Raw genomic sequence first — 23,476 nt, forward strand, 5'->3', positions numbered from 1 at the left:
ATATTCCTTCGGGCACGCCCGCCAAAAGCGGGGGTGCGATGCTGAACGGCATGCCGGAGGGCGAAGATCGGACGCATCATGCGACCGCCGGCAAGACTGCCGGAGAATGGTCGCACCATAGGAACGCGTGTTTAAGGTCCTCTTAAAATTGATGGACCACAACTTGTACTCAGCTTTTTCCGCGCGCCATGAAGGCTTCGAAGGCCGCGCGGGCTTCCGGGCTCTTCAACTGCGCCGAGAAGTGGCTGGCCTCTTCGTCGATCCGCGCCGCAACGTCGGCGCGCGCGCCGCGAATGAGGCTACGGGCGATGGACAGCGCCTTCGGCGGCTTGGCGGCGAGACGCCGCGCGGCGGCAAGCGCCTCATCCTCCACGGTGGCCGGGTCAACGACGGTGTAGACGAGGCCGGCATCGCGCGCCGCGGCGGCCGAAAAGCCCTCGCCGGCGGCGAGCAGCGCGAAGGCGCGCTGGTGGCCCATCAGGCGCGGGGCAAGCAGGCTGGAGGCCGCTTCCGGCACCAGCGCGAGGTCCACGAAGGGCGTGCGGAATTCCGTGCGGGTAGAGGCGTAGGTAAGGTCGCAGTGCAGGTGGATCGTGGTGCCGATGCCGATGGCGAGGCCGTCGACGCCGGAAACGAGCGGCTTCGTATGCGCGGCGAGCGCATGGAGGAAGTCGATCACCTCCCGGCCCATCGTGCCGCCCATGGCGAAGGCGAGGAAGTCGTTCATGTCGTTGCCGGCGGAGAAGCAGCCTTCCGAGCCGAGGATGAGCGTCGCCCGGACGCTCTCGTCCGTATCGCCCGCCTTCAGCGCGTCGGTCATCGCCTGGTACATGGCGCGGGTGATGGCGTTCTTCTTTTCCGCGCGGTTGAGGCGGATCACCTGGACGCCGGGGGCGCTTTCCGGGCGCTCGATCAGGATATGGTCGGTCATGATTTTTCCTTAGCCCAATACTGCCCGCGCGGCCTCAAGGCTCGCTGCACCGCTGATGACACGCTCGCGCAATGCCGCCGTTTCGCCGATCACGTTCTCCGCCGCGAAGCGGCAGAGCGCGGCGCGCTCGGCGTTGCGGCCGTCGCCGCCGTCGGCAAGCGCGCCCTTGGCGAGATAGGCGCCCGTCAGCACGAGGCCGAAAAGGCGCTGGTAGGGCGTCGCGCCGGCGAGCGCCTCAGCCTGCTTTCCTTCGGCAAGCGTCGCCAGTAGCCATTCGGTGGCCGTTTCGAGGTCGGCGATGCTGGCGTCCAGCCGGTCGCCGGTCTCGCCGAGGGCAGGGGCGTTGGCGGCCCGCGCCCTGGCGGCGATGTCGCGCAGCTCGGCGATGAAGCCGCGGATGTGGTTGCCGTCGGAGAGCGGTAGCTTGCGCGTCACGAGGTCGATGGCCTGGATGCCGTTGGTGCCCTCATAGATCGGCGCGATGCGGGCGTCGCGATAGAGCCGCGCCGCGCCCGTCTCCTCGATGAAGCCCATGCCGCCATGCACCTGCACGCCGAGCGAGGCGACGTCGACGCCGGCATCGGTGGCGAAGCTCTTTGCGACGGGGGTGAGCAGGCTCGCGCGCTCGGCCCAGTGCCTGGCTTCCTCGCCATGCGACAGGTCGACGGCGTGGGCGCAGGCATAGGTGATGGCGCGCGCGCCCTGGGTCAGCACCTTCATGGTCAGCAGCATGCGCGCGACGTCCGGGTGCTCGATGATCGGGCTCATGCCGGAGCCTTGCCAGCCGGGCGCCTTGCCCTGCGTGCGCTCCCTTGCATAGGCGATGGCCTTCTGCGTGGCGGCCTCGGCAATGGCGACGCCCTGCATGCCGACGGCGAGGCGGGCATTGTTCATCATGGTGAACATGCAGGCAAGGCCGCGATTCTCCTCGCCGATCAGCCAGCCGATGGCGCCCGGCTCGTCGCCGAAGCGGCCGTCGCCGTAGATCATGGTGCAGGTCGGCGAACCGTGGATGCCGAGCTTGTGCTCGATGGAATGGCAATGGGCGTCGTTGCGTGCGCCGAGCGAACCGTCTTCATTCACGAGGAACTTCGGCACGAGGAAGAGCGAGATGCCGCGCGTGCCGGCCGGCGCATCCGGCAGGCGCGCGAGGACGAGATGAACGATATTGTCGGTGAAATCGTGCTCGCCATAGGTGATGAAGATCTTCTGGCCGAAGATGCGGTAGGTGCCGTCGCCGCGCCGCTCGGCGCGGGTCTTCATCACGCCGAGATCGGAGCCGGCATGGGGTTCGGTGAGGTTCATCGACCCCATCCATTCGCCCGAAACCATCTTCGGCAGATAGGTGTTCTTGAGGTGATCGGAACCGTGCGTCGTCAGGGCCTCGATGGCGCCGATGGTCAGCGTCGGGCCGATGGCGAAGGCCATGGAGCCGCTGTTCCACATTTCCAGCGCGGCGACATGCAGCATGTGCGGAAGCCCCTGTCCGCCGAAATCGGGCGAGGCCGTCAGCGAGTTCCAGCCGCCTTCCGCCCAGGCCTTGTAGAGCGCCGGCCAGCCATCGGGCATCTTCACCGCGCCGTCGACGAGGCGCGCGCCCTGTGTATCGCCGATCGCACCGAGCGGGGCGACCTCCTCGCTGGCGAAACGGCCGGCTTCGGAGAGGATGGCGTCGACAAGGTCGTCCGTCAGGTCGCCGAGATGGCCGCCTTCCAGTGCGGGACCAAGCCCCGCCACGTGCTTCAGCGTGAACGCAATCTCTTCGACCGGCGCCTTGTACATGTCATCCTCCTCCATCGCGCTGCGGGGGAGCGCAGCTTGTTGGCGGACAGATTATTGATTTTTACGTAAACGTCAATGTTTGGGCGCGCGTATCCGCAAGGAAACCGGCCGGCCCGTTTCGGGAGATGATCGCTTGTCGATGGAAACGCCGCTTCAAATCCCTTCTCCCAGTGAGGAGAGGGGAAGAGGCGGCGATTTCATGCCATGGCGGCTCAGCCCGCCGCGCCCACGTCGACAGCCTTCTGGCCGAGCGCCTGGAAGACGGTGGAGACGATGCCGGCGCGGTCGAGGCCGGCCTTGGCGTACATGGCCTCGGGCTTGGCCTGCTCCATCCATTCGTCCGGCAGCACCATGGGGCGCACCTTCAGGCCGCTGTCGAGCAGGCCTTCCAGCGCCAGGAACTGCAGCACATGGCTGGCGAAGCCGCCGACCGCGCCTTCCTCGACGGTGATGAGGACGTCGTGGTTGCGGGCAAGCTGGCGGATGAGGTCGTGGTCGAGCGGCTTGGCGAAACGCGCATCGGCGACCGTGGTCGAGAGGCCGGCGGCATCGAGGTCTTCGGCAGCCAGCAGACAGTCGGCAAGGCGGGTGCCGAAGGAAAGGAGGGCGACCTTGCTGCCTTCCTTGACCACGCGGCCCTTGCCGATCTCAAGGATTTCGCCGCGGGCCGGCAGGTCCACGCCGACGCCTTCGCCGCGCGGATAGCGGAAGGAAATCGGGCCGGCATCATAGGCGGCGGCGGTGCGCACCATATGCTTCAGCTCCGCCTCGTCGGCGGCGGCCATCACCACAAAGCCGGGCAGGGTGGCGAGATAGGTCGTGTCGAAGGAGCCGGCATGGGTCGGCCCGTCCGCGCCGACGAAACCGGCGCGGTCGATGGGGAAGCGCACCGGCAGGCCCTGGATGGCGACGTCGTGCACCACCTGGTCGTAGCCGCGCTGCAGGAAGGTGGAGTAGAGCGCGCAGAACGGCTTGTAGCCCTCGGCGGCAAGGCCGGCGGCAAAGGTCACGGCATGCTGTTCGGCAATGCCGACATCGAAGGTGCGGTCCGGGTAGACGCTGGCCAGCTTGTCGAGGCCGGTGCCGGCGGGCATGGCGGCGGTGACGCCGACGATCTTCTCGTCGAAGCCCGCTTCCTGCACCAGCGCATCGGCGAAGACGGAGGTATAGGCGGGCGCGTTCGGCTTGGCTTTCGCCTGCGCGCCGGTGATGACGTCGAACTTGTTGACGCCGTGATACTTGTCGGCCGCCGCTTCCGCCGGAGGATAGCCCTTGCCCTTCTGGGTGACGACATGGATCAGCACCGGACCCTTGGAATTGTCGCGCACATTGCGCAGCACGGGCAGAAGGTGCTCGAAGGAATGACCGTCGATGGGGCCGATATGGTAGAAGCCCATCTCCTCGAACAGCGTGCCGCCGGTGACGTAGCCGCGCGCATGTTCCACGGCGCGGGTGATCGCCCGGTCGACCTTCTTGCCGAGATAGGCCGTCAGCTTTTTGCCCAGTTCCCGGAAGCCCATATAGGTGCGGCCCGAGGCGAGGCGCGCGAGATAGGCGCTCATCGCGCCCGTCGGCGGGGCGATGGACATGTCGTTGTCGTTGAGGATGACGATGAGGCGCGCATCGAGCGCGCCGGCATTGTTCAGCGCCTCATAGGCCATGCCGGCCGACAGCGCGCCGTCGCCGATGACGGCGATGACGTTGCGGTGCTCGCCGGAAAGGTCGGCGGCGACCGCCATGCCGAGGCCGGCGGAAATCGAGGTCGAGGAATGGGCGGCGCCGAAGGGGTCGTATTCGCTTTCGGCCCGGCGGGTGAAGCCGGAAAGGCCGTCTTCCTGGCGCAGCGTGCGGATGCGGTCGCGCCGGCCGGTGAGAATCTTGTGCGGATAGCACTGGTGACCGACGTCGAAGATCAGCCGGTCCTTCGGCGTGTCGAAGACCTTGTGAATGGCGATGGTCAACTCCACCACGCCGAGGCCCGCGCCGAGATGCCCGCCGGTGCGCGAGACGGCATCGACCATCTCGGCGCGCAGTTCCGCCGCCAGTTGCGGCAGGTCGCGGTCGTCCACGGCCTTCAGGTCCGCCGGAATGCGAACCGTGTCGAGCAGGGGGGTGGCGGGTGCTTGTGTCACTCTCGTGCCTCGTTGTCGCGCCCGCTGGCCATGGCTCCTTCGTGGAGGCACGGCCCGGGCATTCGGTCTCTATACCGCTAGCCTGTCACATGCAGAATGCGGCGCGCGATTTCAACCGTTTCGACAAGTCTAGAGCGTATTTCGCCGGATTGATACCTCGCAAACCGACGCATGCACCGAGTCCTGCGGGGGAAATGGGGCATTTTGCGGACACGGTATCGTGACCGCAGGACGTGATTCCCGGTGCTGCCGGGCGGCTCTACGCCTTCTTCTTGGCGCGGGAGGACTGGTTGAGCGCGACGGCGGCGCGGATCAGCGCCTTCAGCGCATCCTCCCTGATGGCCTCGCCCTCGCGAAAATCGATGGCCCGGCGCGTATTGCCCTCAAGGCTGGAATTGAAGAGGCCGGTCGGATCCTCCAGCGACGCGCCCTTGGCGAAGGTCATCTTCACGACGGCCTTGTAGGTCTCGCCGGTGCAGAGGATGCCGTCATGCTCCCAGACGGGAACGCCGCGCCATTTCCACGCCTCGACGACATCGGGATCGGCCTGCCTGATCAGCGCCCGCAGGCGCGCGAGCGTCTCGCCGCGCCAGTCGGCAAGCTCGGCGATCCGGCCGTCGATCAGGGTGGAAGGGGATTGCGTGTCGCTTTGCATTCCAGCCATGGCCGTCTCCGTTCGTTACATGCGCTCGCCGGGAAGCCCGCTTGCCTGCCGGATCCAGTCCGCAAGCAGGGCCTCGTCCAGTTCATCGCCTTCGTTGATATGGAAATAGCGGGTTTCCGGCGTCCTGGAGGCGACCGGCGGCACGGGATCGAGCGAGGTGCCGCGAAAGAAGGTCAGCTTTATGTATTTCGCAAAGCAATGGTAGCTGAGAAACCACCCGTCGCCCTCCATACCATAGAACGGCGAGTTCCACTTCACCGCCTTGCAGACGCCGGGCACCGTCTTTTCGACCAGCGCATCCAGCCGACGTCCGATATCGCTCTTCCAGCCCGGCATCGCCGCGATATAGGCCTTGACCGGGCCGTCGCCGTATTCCTTGGCGATCTGCGGATTGCCGCCTGAAAGCAGGACGGGCTTGCCGGTCTTCTCGCCGCCCATCGCGCCCTCCTAGCCGTGCCGCAGCCGCGCGGCATAGGGCAGCGCGAAGAGGTAAAGTCCGCTTGCGAGAAGCAGGATGAGTGGGAAGAGGGCAAGGAGGCCGACCCAGACGGGCGGCTGCCCCTCGGTCATCGCCGCGATATTGACGAGCACGGCGAGCGTGAAGAGGATCGAAAGCCAGCGGTGAAGCTGGCGGATTTTCAGGGTCCAGTTCATTGCGGTCCTCCCTGTTCCAGCCCCGCCAGCACCCGCTCGAGATTCGTGAAGTGCTGTTCCCAGCCATAGCGCGCGCCGCCGAAGGCCTGCTTCTGCTCTGGCCGGAAGCCGGTCTGCTCCATGCGCAGCAGCGTGCCGGCAGCCGTCGGCGTCAGCGTGAAGCTGACCACGCTCCTCAGATCGAAAGCTGGGTCGGCATGGGCGTGATTCCAGGTGTAGGTTAGGGTTTTCCCAGGTTCGACCGTCAGCACGTCGCATTCGACGCTGCCCCAGTCTCCGCTCAGCGTGAACCTGTGGCCGACGACCGGTGAAAAATCGTTGCGCATCAGCCATTCGGCGATCAGGTGCGGCTGCGTCAGCGCGCGCCATAGCTTTTCCGGCGGATGCGCGATCTCGCGCTCGACGACGACCGAGCGTATCTCCGTGTTCATTGATCCATTCTCCTGAGCAGATTTTCGAGATCGTCGAACCGCGCCTCCCAGAATCGGGCCATCTGGCTGGTCCAGTCGACCAGCGGCGCAAGCGCGCCGAGCTGCGCGCTGTAATGGGTCTGCCGCCCCTCGTGGCGGTCGCGCACGAGGCCGGCCTGCTTGAGAAAGCCGAGATGCTTGGAGACGACCGGCTGCGAAACGCCCGCCTGCGCCGTCAGCGCCCCCACGGTCTTCTCACCCTCGCGGCACAGCCGCTCGAAAAGCGCCCGCCGTGTCGGGTCGGCCAATGTGCGGAAGAGGATGTCGTGCGGCTCGGTCAAAATCCATACCTCGATAGCTATGGATTTTTATATAGCTGAATGGCTATGAGTGAGTCAATGGCGGATTTCTCTGGAAATACGCAAACCTCTCCGCTGCCTTGCAAGGGGCAAGCCTGAGCATGAGGGTCTGCGGGGAATGGCTCCCGCATGAGCGGTAGGCCCGCCACCCATGCGGTCAAAACATATGCTTTGGAAGCTATGAATCATCCCGCCGGCAGCGGCACGAACTCTTCCTCGTCGCCCGGCACGATATCGAAGCGGCCGGTGCGCCACTCTTCCTTGGCCTGCTCGATCCGTTCCTTGGAAGAGGAGACGAAATTCCACCAGATGTACCGCTTGGAGCCGAGCGCCGCGCCACCGAAGAGCATGATGTGACAGCCCTCCGGCCCCGCCTTGAGGGTGATAGGGTCGCCTGCGCGGAAGACGAGCAGCCGGTCGGCCGCAAAGACGTCGCCCGCCACATCCAGCGTGCCGGAAAGCACATAGACCGCGCGCTCCTCCCAGTCCGCCGCCAGCGGCGCGGTAGCGCCGGGGGCAAGCATCAGGTCGGTATAGAGCGTATCGGTCGGCACGCTGACGGGCGAGGCATGGCCTTCATACTTGCCGATGATCGTGCGCCCGGTAATGCCGTCGGCGGAGAAGGCGGGAAGCTCGGCCGCCGTCGTATGGGAGAAGACCGGGGCCGATTCCTCCAGATGGTCGGGCAAAGCCAGCCAGGTCTGGAGGCCGGAGATCGATTGCGGCTTGCCGCGCAGGTTCTCCGGCGAGCGCTCGGAATGCACGATGCCGCGCCCGGCCGTCATCAGGTTCACGTCGCCGGGGGCGATGACCATCTCGGTGCCGAGGCTGTCGCGATGCTTGATCTCCCCGTCGAAGAGATAGGTGACGGTGGAAAGCCCGATATGCGGATGCGGCTTGACGTCGATCGCCTCGCCCGCGCGCAGCAGCGCCGGCCCCATCCGGTCGAAGAAGATGAACGGCCCGACCAGCCGGCGCTTGGCCGTCGGCAACGCCCGCCGCACCTCCAGCCCGCCGATATCGCTGGTGCGCGGAATGATCAGGTTCTCCAGCGCATCGCACGCCGCCGCATCCCCGGCCTCGGGGTCCTGTCCCGGAAAGAAGCTCATTGCGCCCTCCTGTCGTTGGTTCGTGCCCGCATGCTAGCGGGCAGGGAGGGGCGTGGATAGGGTCGCGGCTGTTGACGGTGTGATCACCGTCGCGGGGCTTACGCCCCGTCGAGCGGCTCGGTGCCCTGCGGCTTGCCGGCGCGGTCGAGGCGGATTTTCTCGATGCGGTTCTCGGCGGCCGAAAGCAGCGTCTCGCAATGCTTCTTCAGCGCCTCGCCGCGCTCGTAGATCTCGATGGAGCGGTCGAGCGGTACATCGCCGCGTTCGAGGGCGGCGACGATCTTTTCGAGTTCTTCGACGGCCTGTTCGAAGGAGAGGGCGGAAACGTCGGGGGCGGTAGCGGTCATGGTCAGCCTCTCATCAGGCGGTAGATATGGGTGGCGGCGGATTCGGCAAGGCCTTGCAGGTCGTAGCCGCCTTCCAGCAGGCTGACCACCCGGTTGTTCGCCGATTTTTCGGAAAGCTCCATCAGCCGGCCCGTTGCCCAGTCGAAATCGTCGGCGACGAGGTTGATCTGGGCGAGCGGATCGCGGTGATGTGCGTCGAAGCCGGCGGAGATGATGATGACGTCGGGCCGGAAATCGGCGACGCGCGGCAGCACGCGCGATTTGAAGGCCTCGCGAAAATGGTCGCTGCCGTCATTGGCCGAAAGCGGCGCGTTGACGATGTTGCCCGCGCCCGTCTCGTCCTTGGCGCCGGTGCCGGGATAGAGCGGCATCTGGTGCGTCGAACAGAACAGCACGGAGGGGTCGTCGAAGAAGATATCCTGCGTGCCGTTGCCATGATGCACGTCCCAGTCGACGATGGCGACCCGTTCCGCGCCATAGGCCTTCTGCGCATGGCGGGCGGCGATGGCGGCGTTGTTGAAGAAGCAGAAGCCCATCGCCTTCTCGCGCTCGGCATGGTGGCCGGGCGGGCGGGCGGCGACGAAGGCATTGTCGGCCTTGCCGGAAAAGACGGCATCGACCGCCGCGATGGCGCCGCCGATGCCGGTCAACGCCGCCTGAAAGCTGGCGGGGCTGGCATAGGTGTCGGCCTCGACCTGGTTGATGCCTTCCTCGGGCATTGCCGACATCACGGCGCGCAGATGGCTTTCCGGATGGGCAAGCAGCACGAAATCCTCGTTGGCCTGCGGGGCCTTCTCGCGCACCAGCGGCAAGAAGCGCTCATGCTCCAGCGCAAGGTTCAGCGCCCGGATGCGGTCGGAACGCTCCGGGTGGCCCTCGGGTGTGTGGTGCTCGAGGAAGATCGGGTTCTCGAAGAGAAACGTCGTCATGGTCGGAAGCTACCCATTGCGGTTGGCGAGGTCCACGGGAAATGGGCCACCGTCCACCCTTTTCAACCGTCAGGGCGCAAGGAGAAGCTTTCCGTTCCGCGCCGGATCATCTTGCCGGGCGAGAGCTGCGGGCAGGTCGGAGAGGGCGAAGATGCTGTCGACATTCGAGCCGAGAACGCCGTTGCGAATGCCGTCAAAGCTGCGCGCGAAGGCAGCCTCGATGGCAGCGCGTGGGGCCGAATGCACCCAGTTGCGCAGCCAGAGGAAGGAGAAGGCGACCTCTTGCCTGCGCGCCGTCACCAGTGCGGGATCGAGCTGCGCGCCGGAAAGCGCGCCATACTGGATGAAGGCCCCGCCGGCGCGGATCTGCCGGAACAGCGCATTGCCCGGCTCGCCGCCCACCGCATCGAGCACGCCATCGAGCGGCGCTGCCGGCTGGACGGCGATCTCGCCGGCAAAGGTTTCGCCAAGCCGCGCTGCCGTCGCGGCGCTGCGCACCAGCGCGACGGGGCGGAAGCCTGCCTCCGTCAGCAGCGCCAGCAGCATCCGCCCGATGGCGGAGGCCGCGGCGGTGACGCCGATCCGCTGGCCGCCCGCCTTGCCGAAATGCACCTCGACGGCATCGATCAGCCGGAAGGCCGTCAGCGGGTTCACATAGGCCATGGCGGCATCGTCGTCGGAAAGGTCGTCCGGCGCGGAAAAACACCATTCGGCGGGGCGGACGAGATAGTCCTGCCAGAGGCCGCTTGCGCCGATAGGCAGCACGCGCCGGCCGACCGCAAGCCCGCTCACGCCCGCGCCGAGGCGCGCGATTTCCCCGACGCCCTCGAAGCCGGGCACGAAGGGCAGGGCGGTGCGGCTGCGATAGGCCCCGGTGACGGGAATGAGGTCGGAAGGATTGATCGCGGCGCGGCGGATGCGGATTTCCACCTCGCCCGGGCCGGGGGCCGCGCGCTCCGCCTCTTCGAGGCCGATCACTTGCCGGGGATCGCCGAACGCTCTAACAACGGCACGAAGCATGATTGACCTCGGGGCAGGACGTGGAACAGACGGCAGACATCACGGTCAGCGATGTCCGGATACCGTTCCGCGATATAGACATGCACGGCCACATGCACAATGCCGCCTACTACGCCCATGCGGAGGCCGCCGTCGCCAGCCTCTGGCGTCATCGGCCGGAAGGGGGGAGCGATCCCGTCTATTTCGTCCGCAAATCCGGCTGCACCTTCCATCGCGGCCTGAAGCTCGACGATCTTGCCCGCTTCAAGGTCGCGGTGACGCGCATCGGCGCGACCTCGCTGACCTTCACGGTGGCGATCTCGGCCGAAGGCCTGCCCGTCGCCGATCTGGAAATCGTCTGGGTCGCCGTCGATCCGGCAAGCCGCCAGCCCGTCAACGTGCCGCAGGCGGTGCGGGACTGGCTGAAATCATTCCTCGCCTGAGGCGGTCTCGACGCGCAGCCAGCCCGGCCGGCAATCCTCGAAGGAATGATATTCGGGCGTGAAGGCGGGATCGGCCGGATCGTCGAAGCCGCCGATGAGCAGGGCGACGACCGGCTCGTCGTCGATGGCGCCGATGGAGGAGCCGCAGGCGGGGCAGAAGGCGCGGCTGGAGTAATCCGACGAACGCCATGTCGATGGCCTGCCGGCGGTGCCCGTCCAGGCGATGCGCCCGGCGGGGAACTCCACCCAGGCGGCGGTCGGCGCGCCGGTATGCTGCTGGCAGAAGCGGCAGGAGCAGGTATGCGGCTTTTCCGCCGGCCCCGTCGCCTCGAAACGCACGGCCCCGCACAGGCAGCCGCCGGAATAGATCCTGTCGCTCACACCGTTTCCCCCTGTTTACGAAACAGCGTCGCAATTCCCATGCCGCCGCCGATGCCCATCATGGCGAGCGCCTCGGTTCCGGCATCCGCATCCCGCATCTGGGCAAAGAGCCGGGTCACGAGGATCGCGCCGGAGGCACCATAGGGATGGCCGAGTGCCAGCGCACCACCCTCGCGATTGACGATTGCGTGATCGATGCCGAGCGCATCGAGGCTCGCAAGCACCTGCGAGGCGAAGGCCTCGTTGAACTCGACGAAGGGGACGTTTGCGGCCTCCAGGCCGGGATTGCGCGCGGCGAGCTTCTGCATCGCCGGCACCGGGCCGAGGCCGAGCAGGTTCGGATCGACGCCCGCCACCGCACTGTCCACCACCTCCAGCAACACTGTCAGGCCAAGCCGTTCGGCCTCTGCAAGCGAGGTGACGAGCACGACCGAAGCCCCGTCATTGACCGGGCACGCATTGCCGGCCGTCACCGTGCCGTCCGGCCGGAAGGCGGGCTTCAGCGCGGCGAGCTTTTCCAGCGAGGTGTTTTCGCGCGGGCATTCGTCGTGCGAGACGAGGCCGGCGGGTGTCTCGATAGGCACGATCTCGCGGTCGAACCGGCCGGCCTTGCGGGCCGCCACCGCGCGGCGGTGGCTTTCGAGCGCGAAGGCATCCTGCCGCGCGCGGCCGATGCCGGCATGGGCGGCGACATTTTCGGCAGCGATCCCCATATCCGGGTCGCCGATGGCGTCCGGGGCCATGCGGGCGCGGCGCACCGGCTCCGCCGCACCGCCGGGTTCGGTGGATGGGCGCAGGCGCAGATGCGCGCGGCTGGTGCTCTCCACGCCGCCGGCCAGATAGAACCGGCCCGCACCCGCCTGCACCAGCCGCGCCGCAAGCGCGATCGCCTCCAGCCCGGAGCCGCATTGCCGGTCCACGGTCATGCCGGGCACGCTGACGGGAAGCCCGGCCTCCAGCGCTGCAAGGCGTGCGAGGTTCCCGGCGCTGTTGGCGGCATTGCCGAGGATCACGTCGTCCACGGCCTCCGGCGCAAGCCCGGTTTCGGCGAGGATGCGGCGGATGGGCGGGGCGGCAAGAACCGCCGGCTCGATGGTCGCGAGTGTTCCGTTGACGCGGCCGATGGGCGTGCGCAGGGCAGCCGCGACGACGGGGATGCGGGCGGGATCAGACGAACCGTTCGAGCGCATCGCTTGCCTCCACCACCCATTGCCGCACCGTCTTGGCCTCCACCTTGCCGGAGGGCGTCACCGGCATGGCGCGGCAGCGCCAGATGCGCCTTGGCTGCTTATAGCGCGGCAGCACGCCTGCCATGGCGGCCAGCAGCGTTTCCGCCGTCAGGTCCGGCCCGGCCGGTTCGATCACCGCGACCAGCTCGCTGCCGAGATCGGCATGTTCGACGCCGAAGACATGGGCCGCGCGCACGCCGGCAAGGCCAAGAAGCGCCGCCTCCACCTCGGAGGGATAGATGTTGTTCCCACCGGAAAGCACCATGCCGCCGGAGCGGCCGAGAAGATGCAGCGTCCCGTCCGCCTCGAGGAAGCCGAGATCGCCGACCGTCGCAAGGTTGCCGAAGCGGGCAAGTCCCGCCCCGTCGCCCGCGCCGAGATAGCCGGTGGCGACCAGCGGGCTTTCGACGAAGATCGCGCCGGTCTCGCCCGTTGCCATCGCCTTGTCGGCATCGTCGAGAATGGCGAGCCGCACACCCGGAAACGCCTTGCCGACGGCGGTGGAGGAGGCCGGATCGCCCGGCGTGGTCACCGTTATGAAGCCGAGTTCCGATGCGCCGTAATATTCGCGCAGCGCCGCCTTCGGGAAATGTTTGGCGCAGAGCGCGTGGTCCGCGGCCGTCAGCTTCGCGCCGGCCACGGTGATTGCCTCGACATGCGCCATCGGCGCGCCCTCGCAGAGCCGGCGCAGCATGGTCGGCACCAGCACGAGGCGGCGGATCGTTTCGGTCTGGATCGTTGCGCGTGTCTCGGCCGCGTCGAAATGCCGGGCCGAATGGAAGAGGCCGCCGGCAAGCAGCGTTTCGGTCATCGCATAGAGCGCAAGGCCGTGGGCGAGGGGGCCGGGGGCGCAGGTGCTCGTCGAGGGGCCGATGCCGAAGAAGGGCGCGCCCGTGGCAAGGCTGATGCGCCAGGAGCGCCGGTCGCGGATGATCGGCTTGGGGTCGGCGGTGGTGCCGGAGGTGAAGACGATCAGGAACGGGTCGGCGTCGCCGCCTTCCGGAAGGGGCGGGGCAGTGGGCGTGTCCCCTCCGGCCGTGATGATCGTTGCCCCGGTGCGGGGATTTTCGAGGAGGAGGCCGTCGCCCTCGGCGGTAACGACGATATCGGGGGCGAGGCGGTCGATCATCCGCCGCCGTGCGGCTTCCGGCAGATGCGGATCGATCAGGGCGGCGCAGGCATTGCCGGTCGTCGCCGCAAGAAAGGCGGCGGGGAAGAGCGCATGGTTGCCCGTGGATATCGCGACGAGGCGGTGCCGCGCGCCGATGACGCTTCGGCCCTCCGGCGCGAGCGCGGCGAAGGCCGCATATAGCCGCCGCGCGGCCGCCGCGAGGTCTGCGTAGGAGAGAACCCGGCCCTCCAGTCGGAAGGCCGGGCGTGCGGGGTCGGTGGCGGCGTGCCGTTCGATGGCGCCGGAAAGCGGCATCAGGCGCGCTGGGGCAGCAGCGGATAGCCGGCCAGCACCGCGCGGCCGGCCAGCATGGCGACGAAGGCCTTGATGAGGTCGCCGGGCAGGAATGCGGCGGAAGCCTTGGCCGCGTCGAGCAGCGTCAGGCCGCCGACATGGGCGAGCCACGGAATGCCGAGAAGATGGATGACGCCGACGCCGCCGATGACGGCCGCGGCGAAGAAGGCGACGAACTGCGCGCGTTCCGCCTGGTTCTCGCGCACGAAGCGTTCGGCGACGAGGCCGCAGACGAAGGCCCCGGCGATCCAGCCGGCGATGTAGCCCGCGCCCGGGCCCGCCAGGATGGCAAGGCCGCCGCGTCCGCCGGAAAGCACCGGCAGGCCGATGGCGATGAGCAGGACCATGAGCAGCATGGCCAGCGCCCCGCGCCGCGCGCCGAGAATGCAGCCCGCCAGCATCGGCCCGAGCGACTGCGCGGTGATCGGCACGGGAATGAAGCCGAGCGGGATCGGCGGCAGCAGGCCGAGCACCACCGTGATGGCGGTGAAGAGAGCGACGAGGACGATGTCTCTGGTGGTCATGTCGGGTTCCCCGGATGGACGATAGGTTGGCGTTTAGTGCCGCCGAAAGCCGCGGGCGTCAATCGCCATGGCGATGGTGTCCGCATCCTTCAGCGTCAGGATGATGAGCGGTGCGAGCGTGGTGAGCGGGCGCACCGGCAGGCCCCGCGCCCGGTGCGCGTCGGTTATGTCCCGATAGCGCGCGAAAATCTCCGGCACGAAGCGGATGACGAGGCCGACGGCAAGGCTCACATCCGCCGCCCGCACGAAGCCGAAGCGCTCCAGCGGCGTAATGAGCCGGGCGATCTCGTCCATGAAGGCGGAAATGCCCGTCGTCGCGGTGACGGCGGCGGCGAGGAGGACGAGCGCTGAAAGTCGGCAGAAGACGGCGAGCGCCTCCATCGGCGAATGAACGAGCCAGTTCATCGCCGCCACGAGCAGCACCGTGAAAAGCACGAACCGCGTGCGGCGGTAGGCCTCGGCAAGGCCGATGCCGGTGGAAAGATAGATAAGCGCGGCAAGGAGGAACGCCGGCGCGAGAAGCCGCAGGTCGGACAGGAGGAACAGCCCGATTGCCGCCACGAAAAGCAGGACGAGCTTGCCGCGCACCGGCATGCGGTGCAGCGGCGAAGACCCTTCGATATCCAGCCCGTTCAGCATGCCGCGAGCTCCCGGTAGGCGCGGATCGCCGCTGCCGGGCGGTCGTCCGCCGCAAGCCGGCCTTCGTGGAAGACGAGCACCCGGTCGAAGCCATCGAGCAGGGCGAGGTCGTGCGTGATGACGAGCACCTGTTCCGGCAGGCCGGCGACGGTGCGCTCGATCAGGGCGCGGTTCTTCAGGTCGAGCTGGTTGGTCGGCTCGTCGAGGATCAGGAGGTCCGGGCCGGTGACGAGCACACTGGCGATGGCGCCGAGCTGCGTCTCGCCGCCGGAAAGCTCGTGCACGCGCCGCCGCGCAAGATGCGATATGCCGAAGCGCGCAAGGATGGCCTCCGTGCGCCCGGCGATCTCCGCCTTGTCGATGCCCCGGTTCTTCAGGCCGAAGGCGATGTCTTCGGCAAGGATCGGCAGGATCATCTGGTGCTGCGGGTTCTGGAAGATGAAGCCGGTCCGCCCCCGCGCGGCCGCCTCGTCCTTCACCGTATCGAGGCCGCCGACCGTCACGGTGCCCGCCGTCGGCTTGACGAGGCCGTTGATGAGCCGGGCCATGGTCGTCTTGCCGGAGCCGTTGAGACCGACGACGCCGATGCGCCGTTCGCCGAGCGTCAGGTCGAGCGGGTGAAGGGCCACGCGTCCGGCATAGCTCACCGTGGCGGCGGTAAAGACGATATCCAAGAGCGGGGTCCCGGTTCGAAGAAAATCGGGGGGAACTATAGCACGGCGCGGGGCAAAGGGAACCGCGGGGTGGTTGCATTTGGCCGGAGGCGGGATCGCGCAGAAAACGGGTGGAACAAACCAAGAATATATGCCTATCATCCGCCATGACGATTCTTCTCTCCAACGCCGAGGCCCGGCGTATCTTTCTCGCCCGGCAAGGCCTGAGCGCGCGCCCCGACCGTCTTCTCGGCAAGGAAGGGCTGCTGCGGCTCATCCACGATATCGGCTTCGTGCAGGTGGACAGCATCGCCACCGTCGAGCGGGCGCATCACCAGATCCTCTTCTCGCGCAACCAGACCTACCGGCGCGAGCATCTGACGGACCTTCTGGAAAAGGACGGCGAGCTTTTCGAGAACTGGACGCACGACGCCTCGATCATCCCGAGCGCCTTCTTCCGCTACTGGAAGCACCGCTTCCGCCGCGAGGACGCGACGATCATCGAGCGCTGGCGCAAATGGCGTGAGCCGGGTTTCGAGGCGGCCTTCGAGGAGACCTACCAGCGCATCGTCTCCGGCGGCGCGGTGCTGTCGCGCGAGCTCAAGGCGGACGATCATAAGTCCGGCGGCTGGTGGAACTGGCATCCGAACAAGACGGCGCTGGAATATCTCTGGCGCACCGGCAAGGTCGCCATCGCCCGGCGGGAGAATTTCCAGAAGGTCTACGACCTTGTGGAACGCGTGCTGCCGCCGCACCATCACGGGGAGGATGTGGAGCACGACGCCTTCGTCGACTGGGCCTGCCGCAGCGCGCTGGAGCGCCTCGGCTTCGCCACCCACGGCGAGATCGCCGCCTTCTGGGACCTGATCTCGCCGGATGAGGCAAAAGCCTGGGTGGAGGCCCATCGCGACGAATTGCGCCCCGTCCTGATAGAGCCTTCGGACGGCGGCAAGCCGCGCGCCTCCCATGCCTTCGCCGATTTCCCGGCCTGCCTCGGCAATGTGCCCGAGCCGCCGAACCGGCTGCGCGTGCTCTCGCCCTTCGACCCGCTGATCCGCGACCGCAACCGCACCGAACGGCTTTTCGGCTATTTCTACCGCATCGAGGTCTTCGTGCCGGAGCCGAAGCGGCAATACGGCTACTACGTCTTCCCGCTGCTCGAAGGCGACCGCCTCGTCGGCCGTATCGACATGAAGGCCGACCGCAAGGCCGGCACGCTCGACGTCAAGCGCCTCTGGTGGGAGCCGAAGGTGCGCGCCGCGGCGGGGCGGCTGGAGAAGCTGGAGGCGGAGCTTTCGCGGCTGGCGAAGTTTTCCGGGGTGGAGGAGGTGCGCTATCTCGACGGGTGGCGCGGGGAAGGGGCGTAGCCGCTACGCCACCGCCTCCCGCCCGCCGAATGCGCTGCGCGCATTTTCCGTCAGCGAGCGGAAGGTCTCGGAAGCTCCCGTCAGCTTGGCGTCCCATTCCGGGTCCGGCACCTGGCCGCGGACCGTGTCGAAATAGACGGCCATCAGCGCGGCGATGGCGAAGGGCTCCAGCACGGCGGCCTTGAAGGCCCAGGCGAAGACGATGGCGACGACGAAGCTGAGGCCGGCGATCTCGCCGGGGAAGGCGTAGAGGATCGCGGCGGCGGGCGCGAGCGCCAGCACGAAGACCAGGATGGAGAGCACCCACAGGAAGATCGAGAGCCAGACGGCGTTCTTCACCATCTTCAGCCCGTTCTGCGCGTAGAGTACGAGGCCGCGGCGCGCGCTTTCCCAGGCATTGTCGCTGTTGGTGCGGATATTGTAGCCGAGGATGATCTCGTCGACATAGGTCAGCGACAGGCGGATGACGGTATTGGCGAAGCGCGCGATGCCGTCGAGGCCGGGAATGGGCAGGAAGGCGGCGATGCCGCCGATAAGCCCGGTGATGACGGCGACCACGCCCTTGATGAGCTGGTCGAGGGCGAAGAGCGCGTTCGCCTCGCCGAAGCGGGCGGCGACGACCTCGCGGCCATAGGCGACCTGTCCCTTGCCGTCCGGCAGGGCCTCGCCGTCGATCAGCTTGACGATGACGGCGATATGGGCGGCCTTGACCATGTAGAGCAGCCATTCGCGCGCCCAGTAGACCGCGACGCCCACGAAGCCCATGCCGAAGATGCCGCCCCAGATGGCGAAGGATTCCGGGCTGTCGCTGAGCGAGCCGACGCCGTAGCCGATGCCGGCCCCGGTGCCGGAGGCGAGGATGAAGGCGAGCGTGATGACGAAATAGATCGCCATGCGCGTCAGGATGAAGGGCATCGTCCGTGCGAGGATGCCGATGGTTCTGCCGATGCTGAAATCCCACATGCCGTCACGCCCCCGGAAGCGGGCAAGAAAAATCCCGCAACCGCGAGACGTTTCACGGATGCGGGATATTCGGCGTGGCCGGAATTCAGCAGAGGTCGGTGGCGCTGATTGCGATACCGAAGCCCTCGAGGCCGACATAGTGGCGTTCGCGCGAGGCCATCAGGCGGATCGAGGCGATGCCGAGGTCCTTCAGGATCTGCGCGCCAAGGCCGATTTCCAGCCATTCGCTTTCGCGCGCCTGCGCCTCGTCGTGGCCCTCGCGGTCGTGCATGCCCTTGCGGGCGGTGGAGGACTGCCCGACGCCGACCGAACCTTCGCGCAGGTAGACGATGACCCCGCGACCCTCACCGGCGATGCGCTTCATGATGGCGTCGATCTGGCGTCCTGCGCCAAAAACGTCACCGCCGACATTTTCCAGATGCAGGCGCACCGGAATGTCGACGCCGTCGCGGATGTCGCCGAAGACGACGGCGAGATGCTGCATCGGATCCCAGGGCAGCGTGTAGGTGAGGGCCTTCGCCTTGCCGTAGGGCGTGTCGATATCGAAGCTGCCGACCTGCTCGATCAGCGTTTCCTTGCGCTGGCGATAGGCGATGAGATCGGCGACGGAGACCTGCTTGAGGCCGTTCTTTTCCGCGAAGGCGGCGACCTGCGGGCCGCGCATCACGGTGCCGTCGTCATTGACGAGTTCGCTGATCACGCCGATCGGCGGCAGGCTGGCGAGCTTGCAGAGGTCGACGGCCGCTTCCGTATGGCCGGAGCGCATCAGCACGCCGCCCTCGCGGGCGACGAGCGGGAAGATATGGCCGGGGCGCACGAAATCCGTCGGGCCGACATTGGGGTTGGCGAGGTTGCGCACCGTCAGCGTGCGGTCGTCGGCGGAAATGCCGGTCGTCGTGCCGTGCTTGAAGTCGACGGAGACGGTGAAGGCGGTGGTGTGCGCCGAATCGTTCTCGGCCACCATGGCGTTGAGGTTGAGGCGCTTGGCCTCCTCGCGCGGCATGGGCGTGCAGACGATGCCCGAGGTGTGACGCACGATGAAGGCCATCTTCTCCGGCGTGCAATGCACGGCGGCGACGATGAGGTCCCCTTCGTTCTCGCGGCCGTCGTCATCCATGACGACGACGATCTCGCCGGCCTCGAAGGCGCGGATGGCGTCGACGACGCGTTTCTGGTCATAGCTCATGGGTCGTGTCCTATTTCAGGCGGCCGGTCTGGCCGCGATCTCGCAGATAGTGGTCGGCAATGGCGCAGGCGACCATCGCCTCGCCGATCGGCACGGCGCGGATGCCGACGCACGGATCGTGGCGGCCCTTGGTGCGCACGTCGACATTGTTGCCGTCGGCGTCGATGGAGCGGCGCTCGGTGAGGATCGAGGAGGTCGGCTTGATGGCGAAGCGCGCGACCACCGGCTGGCCGGTGGAAATGCCGCCGAGGATGCCGCCCGCATGGTTGGACAGGAAGATCGGGTTGCCGTCGTTGCCCATGCGCATCTCGTCGGCGTTCTCCTCGCCGGTGAGTTCGGCCGAGGCGAAGCCCTCGCCGATCTCCACGCCCTTGACGGCGTTGATCGACATGAGGAGCGAGGCGATGTCCTGGTCGAGCTTGCCGTAGATCGGCGCGCCGATGCCGGCCGGAACGCCCTCGGCGACGACTTCGACGACCGCGCCGATGGAGGAGCCGGCCTTGCGGATGCCGTCGAGATACTCTTCCCAGACCGGAACGATGGCCGGGTCGGGGGCGAAGAACGGATTGTCGTTCACCACGTTCCAGTCCCAGTTGCGGCGGTCGATCTTGTGCTTGCCGATCTGCACCAGCGCGGCGCGAACCGTCAGCCCCGGCACGACCTTGCGGGCAAGCCCGCCGGCGGCCACGCGCGCGGCCGTCTCGCGGGCGGAGGAGCGCCCGCCGCCGCGATAGTCGCGGATGCCGTATTTGACGTCATAGGTGTAGTCGGCATGGCCGGGCCGGTAGCGGCGGGCGATCTCGCCGTAATCCTTGGAGCGCTGGTCGGTGTTCTCGATCAGCATGGAGACGGGCGTGCCGGTGGTGATCATCGTCTCGCCGTCCTCGTCCAGCATCACGCCGGAGAGCACTTTCACGAGGTCGTCCTCGCGGCGCTGCGTCACGAAGCGCGACTGACCGGGCTTGCGCTTGTCGAGCCAGGCCTGGATTTCGGGAAGGGTGAAGCGGATGCCGGGCGGGCAGCCGTCCACCACGCAGCCGAGCGCCGGCCCATGGCTTTCGCCCCAGGTGGTGACGCGGAAAAGATGACCGAAAGTGTTGTGCGACATGAGCGGAACCGGACCCGATAGAAAGTGGGTTCCCTCTTAGTGGAAAACCGAGGGGAGGGACAAGGGGCAGTCCGCGCCTAGGACGCGATCTGCCACCGCATCTCCCGCCCGAAGGCGAGGAATGCCTCTCGCGAGAGCGGCTTGGCGAAGGCATAGCCTTGCAGGAGGTCGCAGCCGAGCCGGTGCAGCATGTCGGCATGCTCCATCGTCTCCACGCCCTCCGCTACGATCTCGATGCCGAGCGAGCGGCCGATCTCGATGATCGAGCGCACCAGCGCCTGCTCGTTATGCGAGGCGAGGATGGGGGCGACGAGCTGGCGGTCGATCTTCAGCCGCTTGGGCTTCAGCTTCAGCAGGCTGACGATGGAGGTATGGCCCGTGCCGAAATCGTCGATCTCGATATCGATGCCGAGCGCCTTGATGCGTTCGAGATTGGCCAGCACCACGTCGTCGCTCTCGTCGAGGAAGATCGATTCCACCAGTTCGAAGGCGACCTGGCCGGGCTGGATGGAAAGGCCGGTGAGGCTGTCGATCAGGCTCTCGTCGCGCAGCCGCCGGGCGGAGACGTTGACCGAGATTTTCGGCATGATCAGGCCCTGCGCCGCCCAGCGCGCGCAGTCGATGAGCGCCTTTTCAAGCACGATGCGGTCGAGTGTCGCCATGACGTTGAGGTCTTCGGCGATCCTGAGGAAACGGTCGGGCGTCAGCAGCCCGTCGCGCGGGTGGTTCCAGCGGATTAGCGCTTCCGCGCCGGCGAGCCTCAGCGTGCCGGCCTCGACCTGCGGCTGGTAATAGGGCACGAACTCGTTGTTCTCGATGCCCGCCAGGATGTCGTCGGCGATGCGCTTGTTGGAGATGATCTCGGCCTGCAGCGCCTCGGTGAAGAATTCGTGGCGGTTCCGCCCGAGCGCCTTGGCGCGGTAGAGCGCAATATCGGCATTGACGAGCAGCCGCGCCGTATCCACCGAAAGGCCTTCGGCGAGCGCGACGCCGATGCTGACGCCGAAGCGGCACAGATGCCCCTCGTATTCGATGGGCTGCTGCATCTGCGTGATGATGCGGCGGGCGAGCGTGGCAAGATAGGCCTGGTCGGCGGTATCGGTGACCACGATGACGAATTCGTCGCCGCCGATGCGGGCGACGAGGTCGCCCTTGCGCGTGGAGGCGCGCAGCACCTGCGAGGCATGCACCAGCAGCGCGTCGCCGGCGGCATGGCCGAGCGTGTCGTTGATCTGCTTGAAGCGGTCGAGATCGATATGCAGGATGGCGACCCGCGCCGGCGTCCGGGCGCTGCGCTCGGCGATGCGCGTCAGCTCGTCGTCGAGCTTGCGGCGGTTGCCCAGCCCGGTCAGCGGATCGTGCAGCGCGTTGTGCTCGATGCGGTCCTTGGCCTGTTCCAGCTCGGCGTTCTTGGCGTCCGCCTGTTCCTTCGCCGTCTTCAGGTGCTCCTTGAGCAGCACGTCGCCGGTCACGTCGAAGGCGAGGCCGATCAGCTTGCGCCCGCCGTCCGGGCTATGCTGGATCTTGCCGACGGAGCGCACATGGCGGGTCTCTCCGGTCGACAGCAGGATTCGCGCCTCGTGCACATAGGGCAGGTCCTGCTCGATGCAGTGCCCGACATTCTCGATGATGACCGGACGGTCTTCGGGATGGATGGCCCCGAGCCACCGCTCGCGGGTGACGATGCCGTCCGAATAGGCCAGGCCATAGAGCTGGTGCATGCGCTCGTCCCAGAGCGTCACGCCGGTGACGAGATCGGCCTCCCAGAGGCCGCACTGGTAGGAATCGAGCGCGAGGTCCAGGCGGCGGGTCAGCACGGCAAGCTCGGCGTTCTGCACCTCGGCATGCTCCTTGGCGCTGGTCAGCGCCTGGTTGAGCATCACGTCCTCGGTCACGTCCCAGCTTATGCCGGTCAGCTTGTCCTCGCCGTTCGGCCCGGTCAGGCGCGAGCCGACATTGCGGATATAGTGCCAGCTCCCGTCGGGCATGAGGATGCGGTACTGCGACTTGTAATCGCTGCCGCCCTCGCGGATCACGTCCATCTCGGCCTTGGCGACGGCGACGTCGTCCGGGTGCAGCACGGAGCGCCATTGATGGTCGTTCGGCGTCTGGCCTTCCGGGAAACCGTGCAGGCGATGCATCTGGGTGTCCCAGTTGCGCATGCCGGTCGCAAGCTCGACTTCCCAGATGCCGATCTTGGAGGCGTCGAGCGCGATATCGAGGCGCTGCGACAGGGACTGGACCTGCCGTTCGCGGGCGCGCAGGCGCGCGATGTTGCGCTGGCGCTCGTTGACGAGACCGCCGGTCAGGAAGATGGGCACGATGATGACGAGCGCCGCGGCGAGCACGATCAGGCGGATCTGCGTGCGGTTTTCGGGCGGGTGATACCAGCCCCGGGTCGGCACGGCGGCCATCTCCCAGCGTCCGCCGGGAAAATCGAGGAGCTGGATCACCGGCTCGTTCTCGAAAACCGCCGCCTCGCCGAAGAACGGATCGACCACATTGTCCGGCACGGAGACGTCGCGGATGGCGATCTCGATATCGGCGGTGTGCTGCGGCATGCCGTGGCTGGGCTGGTGGTCGGGATCGATCAGGCCGGCATCGGTGAAAAGCCTGCGCTCGTCGATCAATCCGTCGACATAACCCCAGAAATAGTGCCGCGCGTCGATATTGGTGAAGACCGGCATGAAGAGGTTGAAGCCGCGCCCGCCCTTGGCGAACTCGACCGGGCCGAACATCAGGGGACGTCCGCGCGAGCGGTCGGTCTGGGCGGCGCGCTTGAAGGAGGGGAAGCGGTTGAAGTCGGTGCCGACATGGCGGTCGCCGTTGCGGGGGAAGGCCTGGCTCACCTTGCCGCCGGGCGCCACGCCGATGCGGCGGAAATGGGCGTTCTGCAACAGCAGCTTGCGGGCGAAGGTATCGAATTGCAGGGCGGCCTGGTCCGGGGCCATCGCGAACATGTTGGCGACGCTGCGCAGCGCCGCCACATTGCCGTTGACCTCGTTCTGCAGCCGTGCGGCGGCGAGCGTCAGGTCTCCGGAGACATGGCCCTGCAACTCCGTCCGGTAGAGGCTTTCGTTCTGCCGCTCGTAGAGAACGCCGGCCGCAAGGATGACGCAGCCGGCGATCGTCGCGGGAAGCAGCGACGGTCGCGCCCATTCTGCGATGGACGCCAGATGGCGGCGTGTTGCGGCTCTCACGG

The 23,476-nt window shown here is 67.2% G+C and carries 24 protein-coding genes; 2 read left to right on the forward strand and 22 right to left on the reverse strand.

The features are described from left to right. Positions 1-169 precede the first annotated feature (169 nt). From K8M09_RS03580 to K8M09_RS03635, 12 genes are all read right to left on the reverse strand, one after another. The gene (locus tag K8M09_RS03580) at positions 170-931 is read right to left on the reverse strand and encodes a crotonase/enoyl-CoA hydratase family protein (protein WP_160785443.1); all 762 of its coding nucleotides are present in this window, start codon (positions 929-931) and stop codon (positions 170-172) included. Positions 932-940: 9 nt separating this feature from the next. After that, positions 941-2,713, reverse strand: coding sequence for an acyl-CoA dehydrogenase (locus K8M09_RS03585; protein ID WP_160785444.1), 1,773 nt, complete (start codon positions 2,711-2,713; stop codon positions 941-943). Positions 2,714-2,925: 212 nt separating this feature from the next. Continuing rightward, complete coding sequence (gene dxs, locus K8M09_RS03590) at positions 2,926-4,845, reverse strand: 1-deoxy-D-xylulose-5-phosphate synthase (RefSeq protein WP_160785445.1); 1,920 nt, start codon at positions 4,843-4,845, stop codon at positions 2,926-2,928. A gap of 259 nt (positions 4,846-5,104) precedes the next feature. Further along, positions 5,105-5,509, reverse strand: coding sequence for a DUF1801 domain-containing protein (locus K8M09_RS03595; RefSeq protein WP_160785446.1), 405 nt, complete (start codon positions 5,507-5,509; stop codon positions 5,105-5,107). A 15-nt stretch (positions 5,510-5,524) separates the two neighbouring features. Further along, positions 5,525-5,947: a DUF1801 domain-containing protein gene (locus tag K8M09_RS03600; protein WP_160785447.1), complete on the reverse strand. Its 423-nt coding sequence runs from the start codon at positions 5,945-5,947 to the stop codon at positions 5,525-5,527. Positions 5,948-5,956: 9 nt separating this feature from the next. Further along, on the reverse strand, positions 5,957-6,163 hold the full coding sequence (locus K8M09_RS03605) for a hypothetical protein (protein ID WP_160785448.1): 207 nt from the start codon (positions 6,161-6,163) through the stop codon (positions 5,957-5,959). After that, entirely contained in the window at positions 6,160-6,594 is a 435-nt protein-coding gene (locus K8M09_RS03610) for an SRPBCC family protein (protein WP_160785449.1), read from the reverse strand. The genes K8M09_RS03605 and K8M09_RS03610 overlap by 4 nt, the downstream gene beginning before the upstream one ends. Then, on the reverse strand, positions 6,591-6,914 hold the full coding sequence (locus K8M09_RS03615) for an ArsR/SmtB family transcription factor (RefSeq protein ID WP_160785450.1): 324 nt from the start codon (positions 6,912-6,914) through the stop codon (positions 6,591-6,593). The genes K8M09_RS03610 and K8M09_RS03615 overlap by 4 nt, the downstream gene beginning before the upstream one ends. 203 nt (positions 6,915-7,117) lie before the next feature. After that, positions 7,118-8,041: a pirin family protein gene (locus K8M09_RS03620; RefSeq protein WP_160785451.1), complete on the reverse strand. Its 924-nt coding sequence runs from the start codon at positions 8,039-8,041 to the stop codon at positions 7,118-7,120. Positions 8,042-8,139: 98 nt separating this feature from the next. Continuing rightward, on the reverse strand, positions 8,140-8,388 hold the full coding sequence (locus K8M09_RS03625) for an exodeoxyribonuclease VII small subunit (RefSeq protein WP_119254494.1): 249 nt from the start codon (positions 8,386-8,388) through the stop codon (positions 8,140-8,142). A gap of 2 nt (positions 8,389-8,390) precedes the next feature. Next, the gene (locus K8M09_RS03630) at positions 8,391-9,317 is read right to left on the reverse strand and encodes a histone deacetylase family protein (protein ID WP_160785452.1); all 927 of its coding nucleotides are present in this window, start codon (positions 9,315-9,317) and stop codon (positions 8,391-8,393) included. A gap of 69 nt (positions 9,318-9,386) precedes the next feature. Beyond that, positions 9,387-10,337: a zinc-dependent alcohol dehydrogenase family protein gene (locus K8M09_RS03635; protein ID WP_160785453.1), complete on the reverse strand. Its 951-nt coding sequence runs from the start codon at positions 10,335-10,337 to the stop codon at positions 9,387-9,389. Between the two features lie 20 nt (positions 10,338-10,357). Here K8M09_RS03635 and K8M09_RS03640 point away from each other — a divergent pair, with 20 nt between their 5' ends. Then, positions 10,358-10,759 carry an acyl-CoA thioesterase gene (locus tag K8M09_RS03640; RefSeq protein WP_229342135.1) on the forward strand — a complete coding sequence of 134 codons (402 nt, stop codon included), beginning with the start codon at positions 10,358-10,360 and terminating at the stop codon, positions 10,757-10,759. On the opposite strand, the gene K8M09_RS03645 is transcribed toward K8M09_RS03640, so the two are convergent. Genes K8M09_RS03645 through K8M09_RS03670 form a run of 6 tightly spaced genes read right to left on the reverse strand, consistent with a single transcriptional unit; the run spans position 10,745 to position 15,671 of the window. Then, positions 10,745-11,140: a GFA family protein gene (locus tag K8M09_RS03645; RefSeq protein ID WP_160785454.1), complete on the reverse strand. Its 396-nt coding sequence runs from the start codon at positions 11,138-11,140 to the stop codon at positions 10,745-10,747. The genes K8M09_RS03640 and K8M09_RS03645 overlap by 15 nt on opposite strands. Beyond that, complete coding sequence (locus tag K8M09_RS03650; protein WP_160785455.1) at positions 11,137-12,330, reverse strand: thiolase family protein; 1,194 nt, start codon at positions 12,328-12,330, stop codon at positions 11,137-11,139. Before K8M09_RS03650 ends, K8M09_RS03645 begins: the two co-directional genes overlap by 4 nt. Further along, positions 12,308-13,795: a class I adenylate-forming enzyme family protein gene (locus tag K8M09_RS03655; RefSeq protein WP_160785456.1), complete on the reverse strand. Its 1,488-nt coding sequence runs from the start codon at positions 13,793-13,795 to the stop codon at positions 12,308-12,310. The genes K8M09_RS03650 and K8M09_RS03655 overlap by 23 nt, the downstream gene beginning before the upstream one ends. Continuing rightward, entirely contained in the window at positions 13,795-14,358 is a 564-nt protein-coding gene (locus K8M09_RS03660) for a biotin transporter BioY (RefSeq protein ID WP_160785457.1), read from the reverse strand. Before K8M09_RS03660 ends, K8M09_RS03655 begins: the two co-directional genes overlap by 1 nt. A 33-nt stretch (positions 14,359-14,391) precedes the next feature. Continuing rightward, positions 14,392-14,997: an energy-coupling factor transporter transmembrane component T family protein gene (locus tag K8M09_RS03665; protein WP_160785458.1), complete on the reverse strand. Its 606-nt coding sequence runs from the start codon at positions 14,995-14,997 to the stop codon at positions 14,392-14,394. After that, a complete protein-coding gene (locus K8M09_RS03670) occupies positions 14,991-15,671 on the reverse strand; it encodes an energy-coupling factor ABC transporter ATP-binding protein (RefSeq protein ID WP_160785459.1) in 681 nt (226 codons plus the stop codon). The genes K8M09_RS03665 and K8M09_RS03670 overlap by 7 nt, the downstream gene beginning before the upstream one ends. Positions 15,672-15,817: 146 nt before the next feature. Between K8M09_RS03670 and K8M09_RS03675 the strand changes: the two genes are divergently transcribed. Next, positions 15,818-17,017, forward strand: coding sequence for a winged helix-turn-helix domain-containing protein (locus tag K8M09_RS03675; RefSeq protein WP_160785460.1), 1,200 nt, complete (start codon positions 15,818-15,820; stop codon positions 17,015-17,017). 3 nt (positions 17,018-17,020) lie between these two features. Here the strand turns inward: K8M09_RS03675 and K8M09_RS03680 are convergent, their stop codons facing one another. From K8M09_RS03680 to K8M09_RS03695, 4 genes are all read right to left on the reverse strand, one after another. Then, on the reverse strand, positions 17,021-17,980 hold the full coding sequence (locus K8M09_RS03680; protein ID WP_160785461.1) for a hypothetical protein: 960 nt from the start codon (positions 17,978-17,980) through the stop codon (positions 17,021-17,023). A gap of 85 nt (positions 17,981-18,065) precedes the next feature. Further along, a complete protein-coding gene (gene ribB / locus K8M09_RS03685; protein ID WP_160785462.1) occupies positions 18,066-19,166 on the reverse strand; it encodes a 3,4-dihydroxy-2-butanone-4-phosphate synthase in 1,101 nt (366 codons plus the stop codon). A 10-nt stretch (positions 19,167-19,176) separates the two neighbouring features. Then, a complete protein-coding gene (gene aroC / locus K8M09_RS03690) occupies positions 19,177-20,274 on the reverse strand; it encodes a chorismate synthase (protein ID WP_160785463.1) in 1,098 nt (365 codons plus the stop codon). 77 nt (positions 20,275-20,351) lie between these two features. After that, positions 20,352-23,474, reverse strand: coding sequence for a bifunctional diguanylate cyclase/phosphodiesterase (locus tag K8M09_RS03695; RefSeq protein WP_229342137.1), 3,123 nt, complete (start codon positions 23,472-23,474; stop codon positions 20,352-20,354). Between the last annotated feature and the right edge of the window lie 2 nt (positions 23,475-23,476).

The organism is Shinella zoogloeoides, assembly GCF_020883495.1.
Classification (GTDB): Bacteria; Pseudomonadota; Alphaproteobacteria; order Rhizobiales; family Rhizobiaceae; genus Shinella; species Shinella zoogloeoides.

Coding starts and splice junctions, on each gene's coding strand:
- K8M09_RS03580 (WP_160785443.1), bottom strand. CDS start 931: ATGACCGACCATATCCTGATCGAGCGCCCGGAAAGCGCCCCCGGCGTC.
- K8M09_RS03585 (WP_160785444.1), bottom strand. CDS start 2,713: ATGTACAAGGCGCCGGTCGAAGAGATTGCGTTCACGCTGAAGCACGTG.
- K8M09_RS03595 (WP_160785446.1), bottom strand. CDS start 5,509: ATGGCTGGAATGCAAAGCGACACGCAATCCCCTTCCACCCTGATCGAC.
- K8M09_RS03600 (WP_160785447.1), bottom strand. CDS start 5,947: ATGGGCGGCGAGAAGACCGGCAAGCCCGTCCTGCTTTCAGGCGGCAAT.
- K8M09_RS03605 (WP_160785448.1), bottom strand. CDS start 6,163: ATGAACTGGACCCTGAAAATCCGCCAGCTTCACCGCTGGCTTTCGATC.
- K8M09_RS03610 (WP_160785449.1), bottom strand. CDS start 6,594: ATGAACACGGAGATACGCTCGGTCGTCGTCGAGCGCGAGATCGCGCAT.
- K8M09_RS03620 (WP_160785451.1), bottom strand. CDS start 8,041: ATGAGCTTCTTTCCGGGACAGGACCCCGAGGCCGGGGATGCGGCGGCG.
- K8M09_RS03625 (WP_119254494.1), bottom strand. CDS start 8,388: ATGACCGCTACCGCCCCCGACGTTTCCGCCCTCTCCTTCGAACAGGCC.
- K8M09_RS03630 (WP_160785452.1), bottom strand. CDS start 9,317: ATGACGACGTTTCTCTTCGAGAACCCGATCTTCCTCGAGCACCACACA.
- K8M09_RS03635 (WP_160785453.1), bottom strand. CDS start 10,337: ATGCTTCGTGCCGTTGTTAGAGCGTTCGGCGATCCCCGGCAAGTGATC.
- K8M09_RS03650 (WP_160785455.1), bottom strand. CDS start 12,330: ATGCGCTCGAACGGTTCGTCTGATCCCGCCCGCATCCCCGTCGTCGCG.
- K8M09_RS03655 (WP_160785456.1), bottom strand. CDS start 13,795: ATGCCGCTTTCCGGCGCCATCGAACGGCACGCCGCCACCGACCCCGCA.
- K8M09_RS03660 (WP_160785457.1), bottom strand. CDS start 14,358: ATGACCACCAGAGACATCGTCCTCGTCGCTCTCTTCACCGCCATCACG.
- K8M09_RS03665 (WP_160785458.1), bottom strand. CDS start 14,997: ATGCTGAACGGGCTGGATATCGAAGGGTCTTCGCCGCTGCACCGCATG.
- K8M09_RS03675 (WP_160785460.1), top strand. CDS start 15,818: ATGACGATTCTTCTCTCCAACGCCGAGGCCCGGCGTATCTTTCTCGCC.
- K8M09_RS03680 (WP_160785461.1), bottom strand. CDS start 17,980: ATGTGGGATTTCAGCATCGGCAGAACCATCGGCATCCTCGCACGGACG.
- ribB (WP_160785462.1), bottom strand. CDS start 19,166: ATGAGCTATGACCAGAAACGCGTCGTCGACGCCATCCGCGCCTTCGAG.
- aroC (WP_160785463.1), bottom strand. CDS start 20,274: ATGTCGCACAACACTTTCGGTCATCTTTTCCGCGTCACCACCTGGGGC.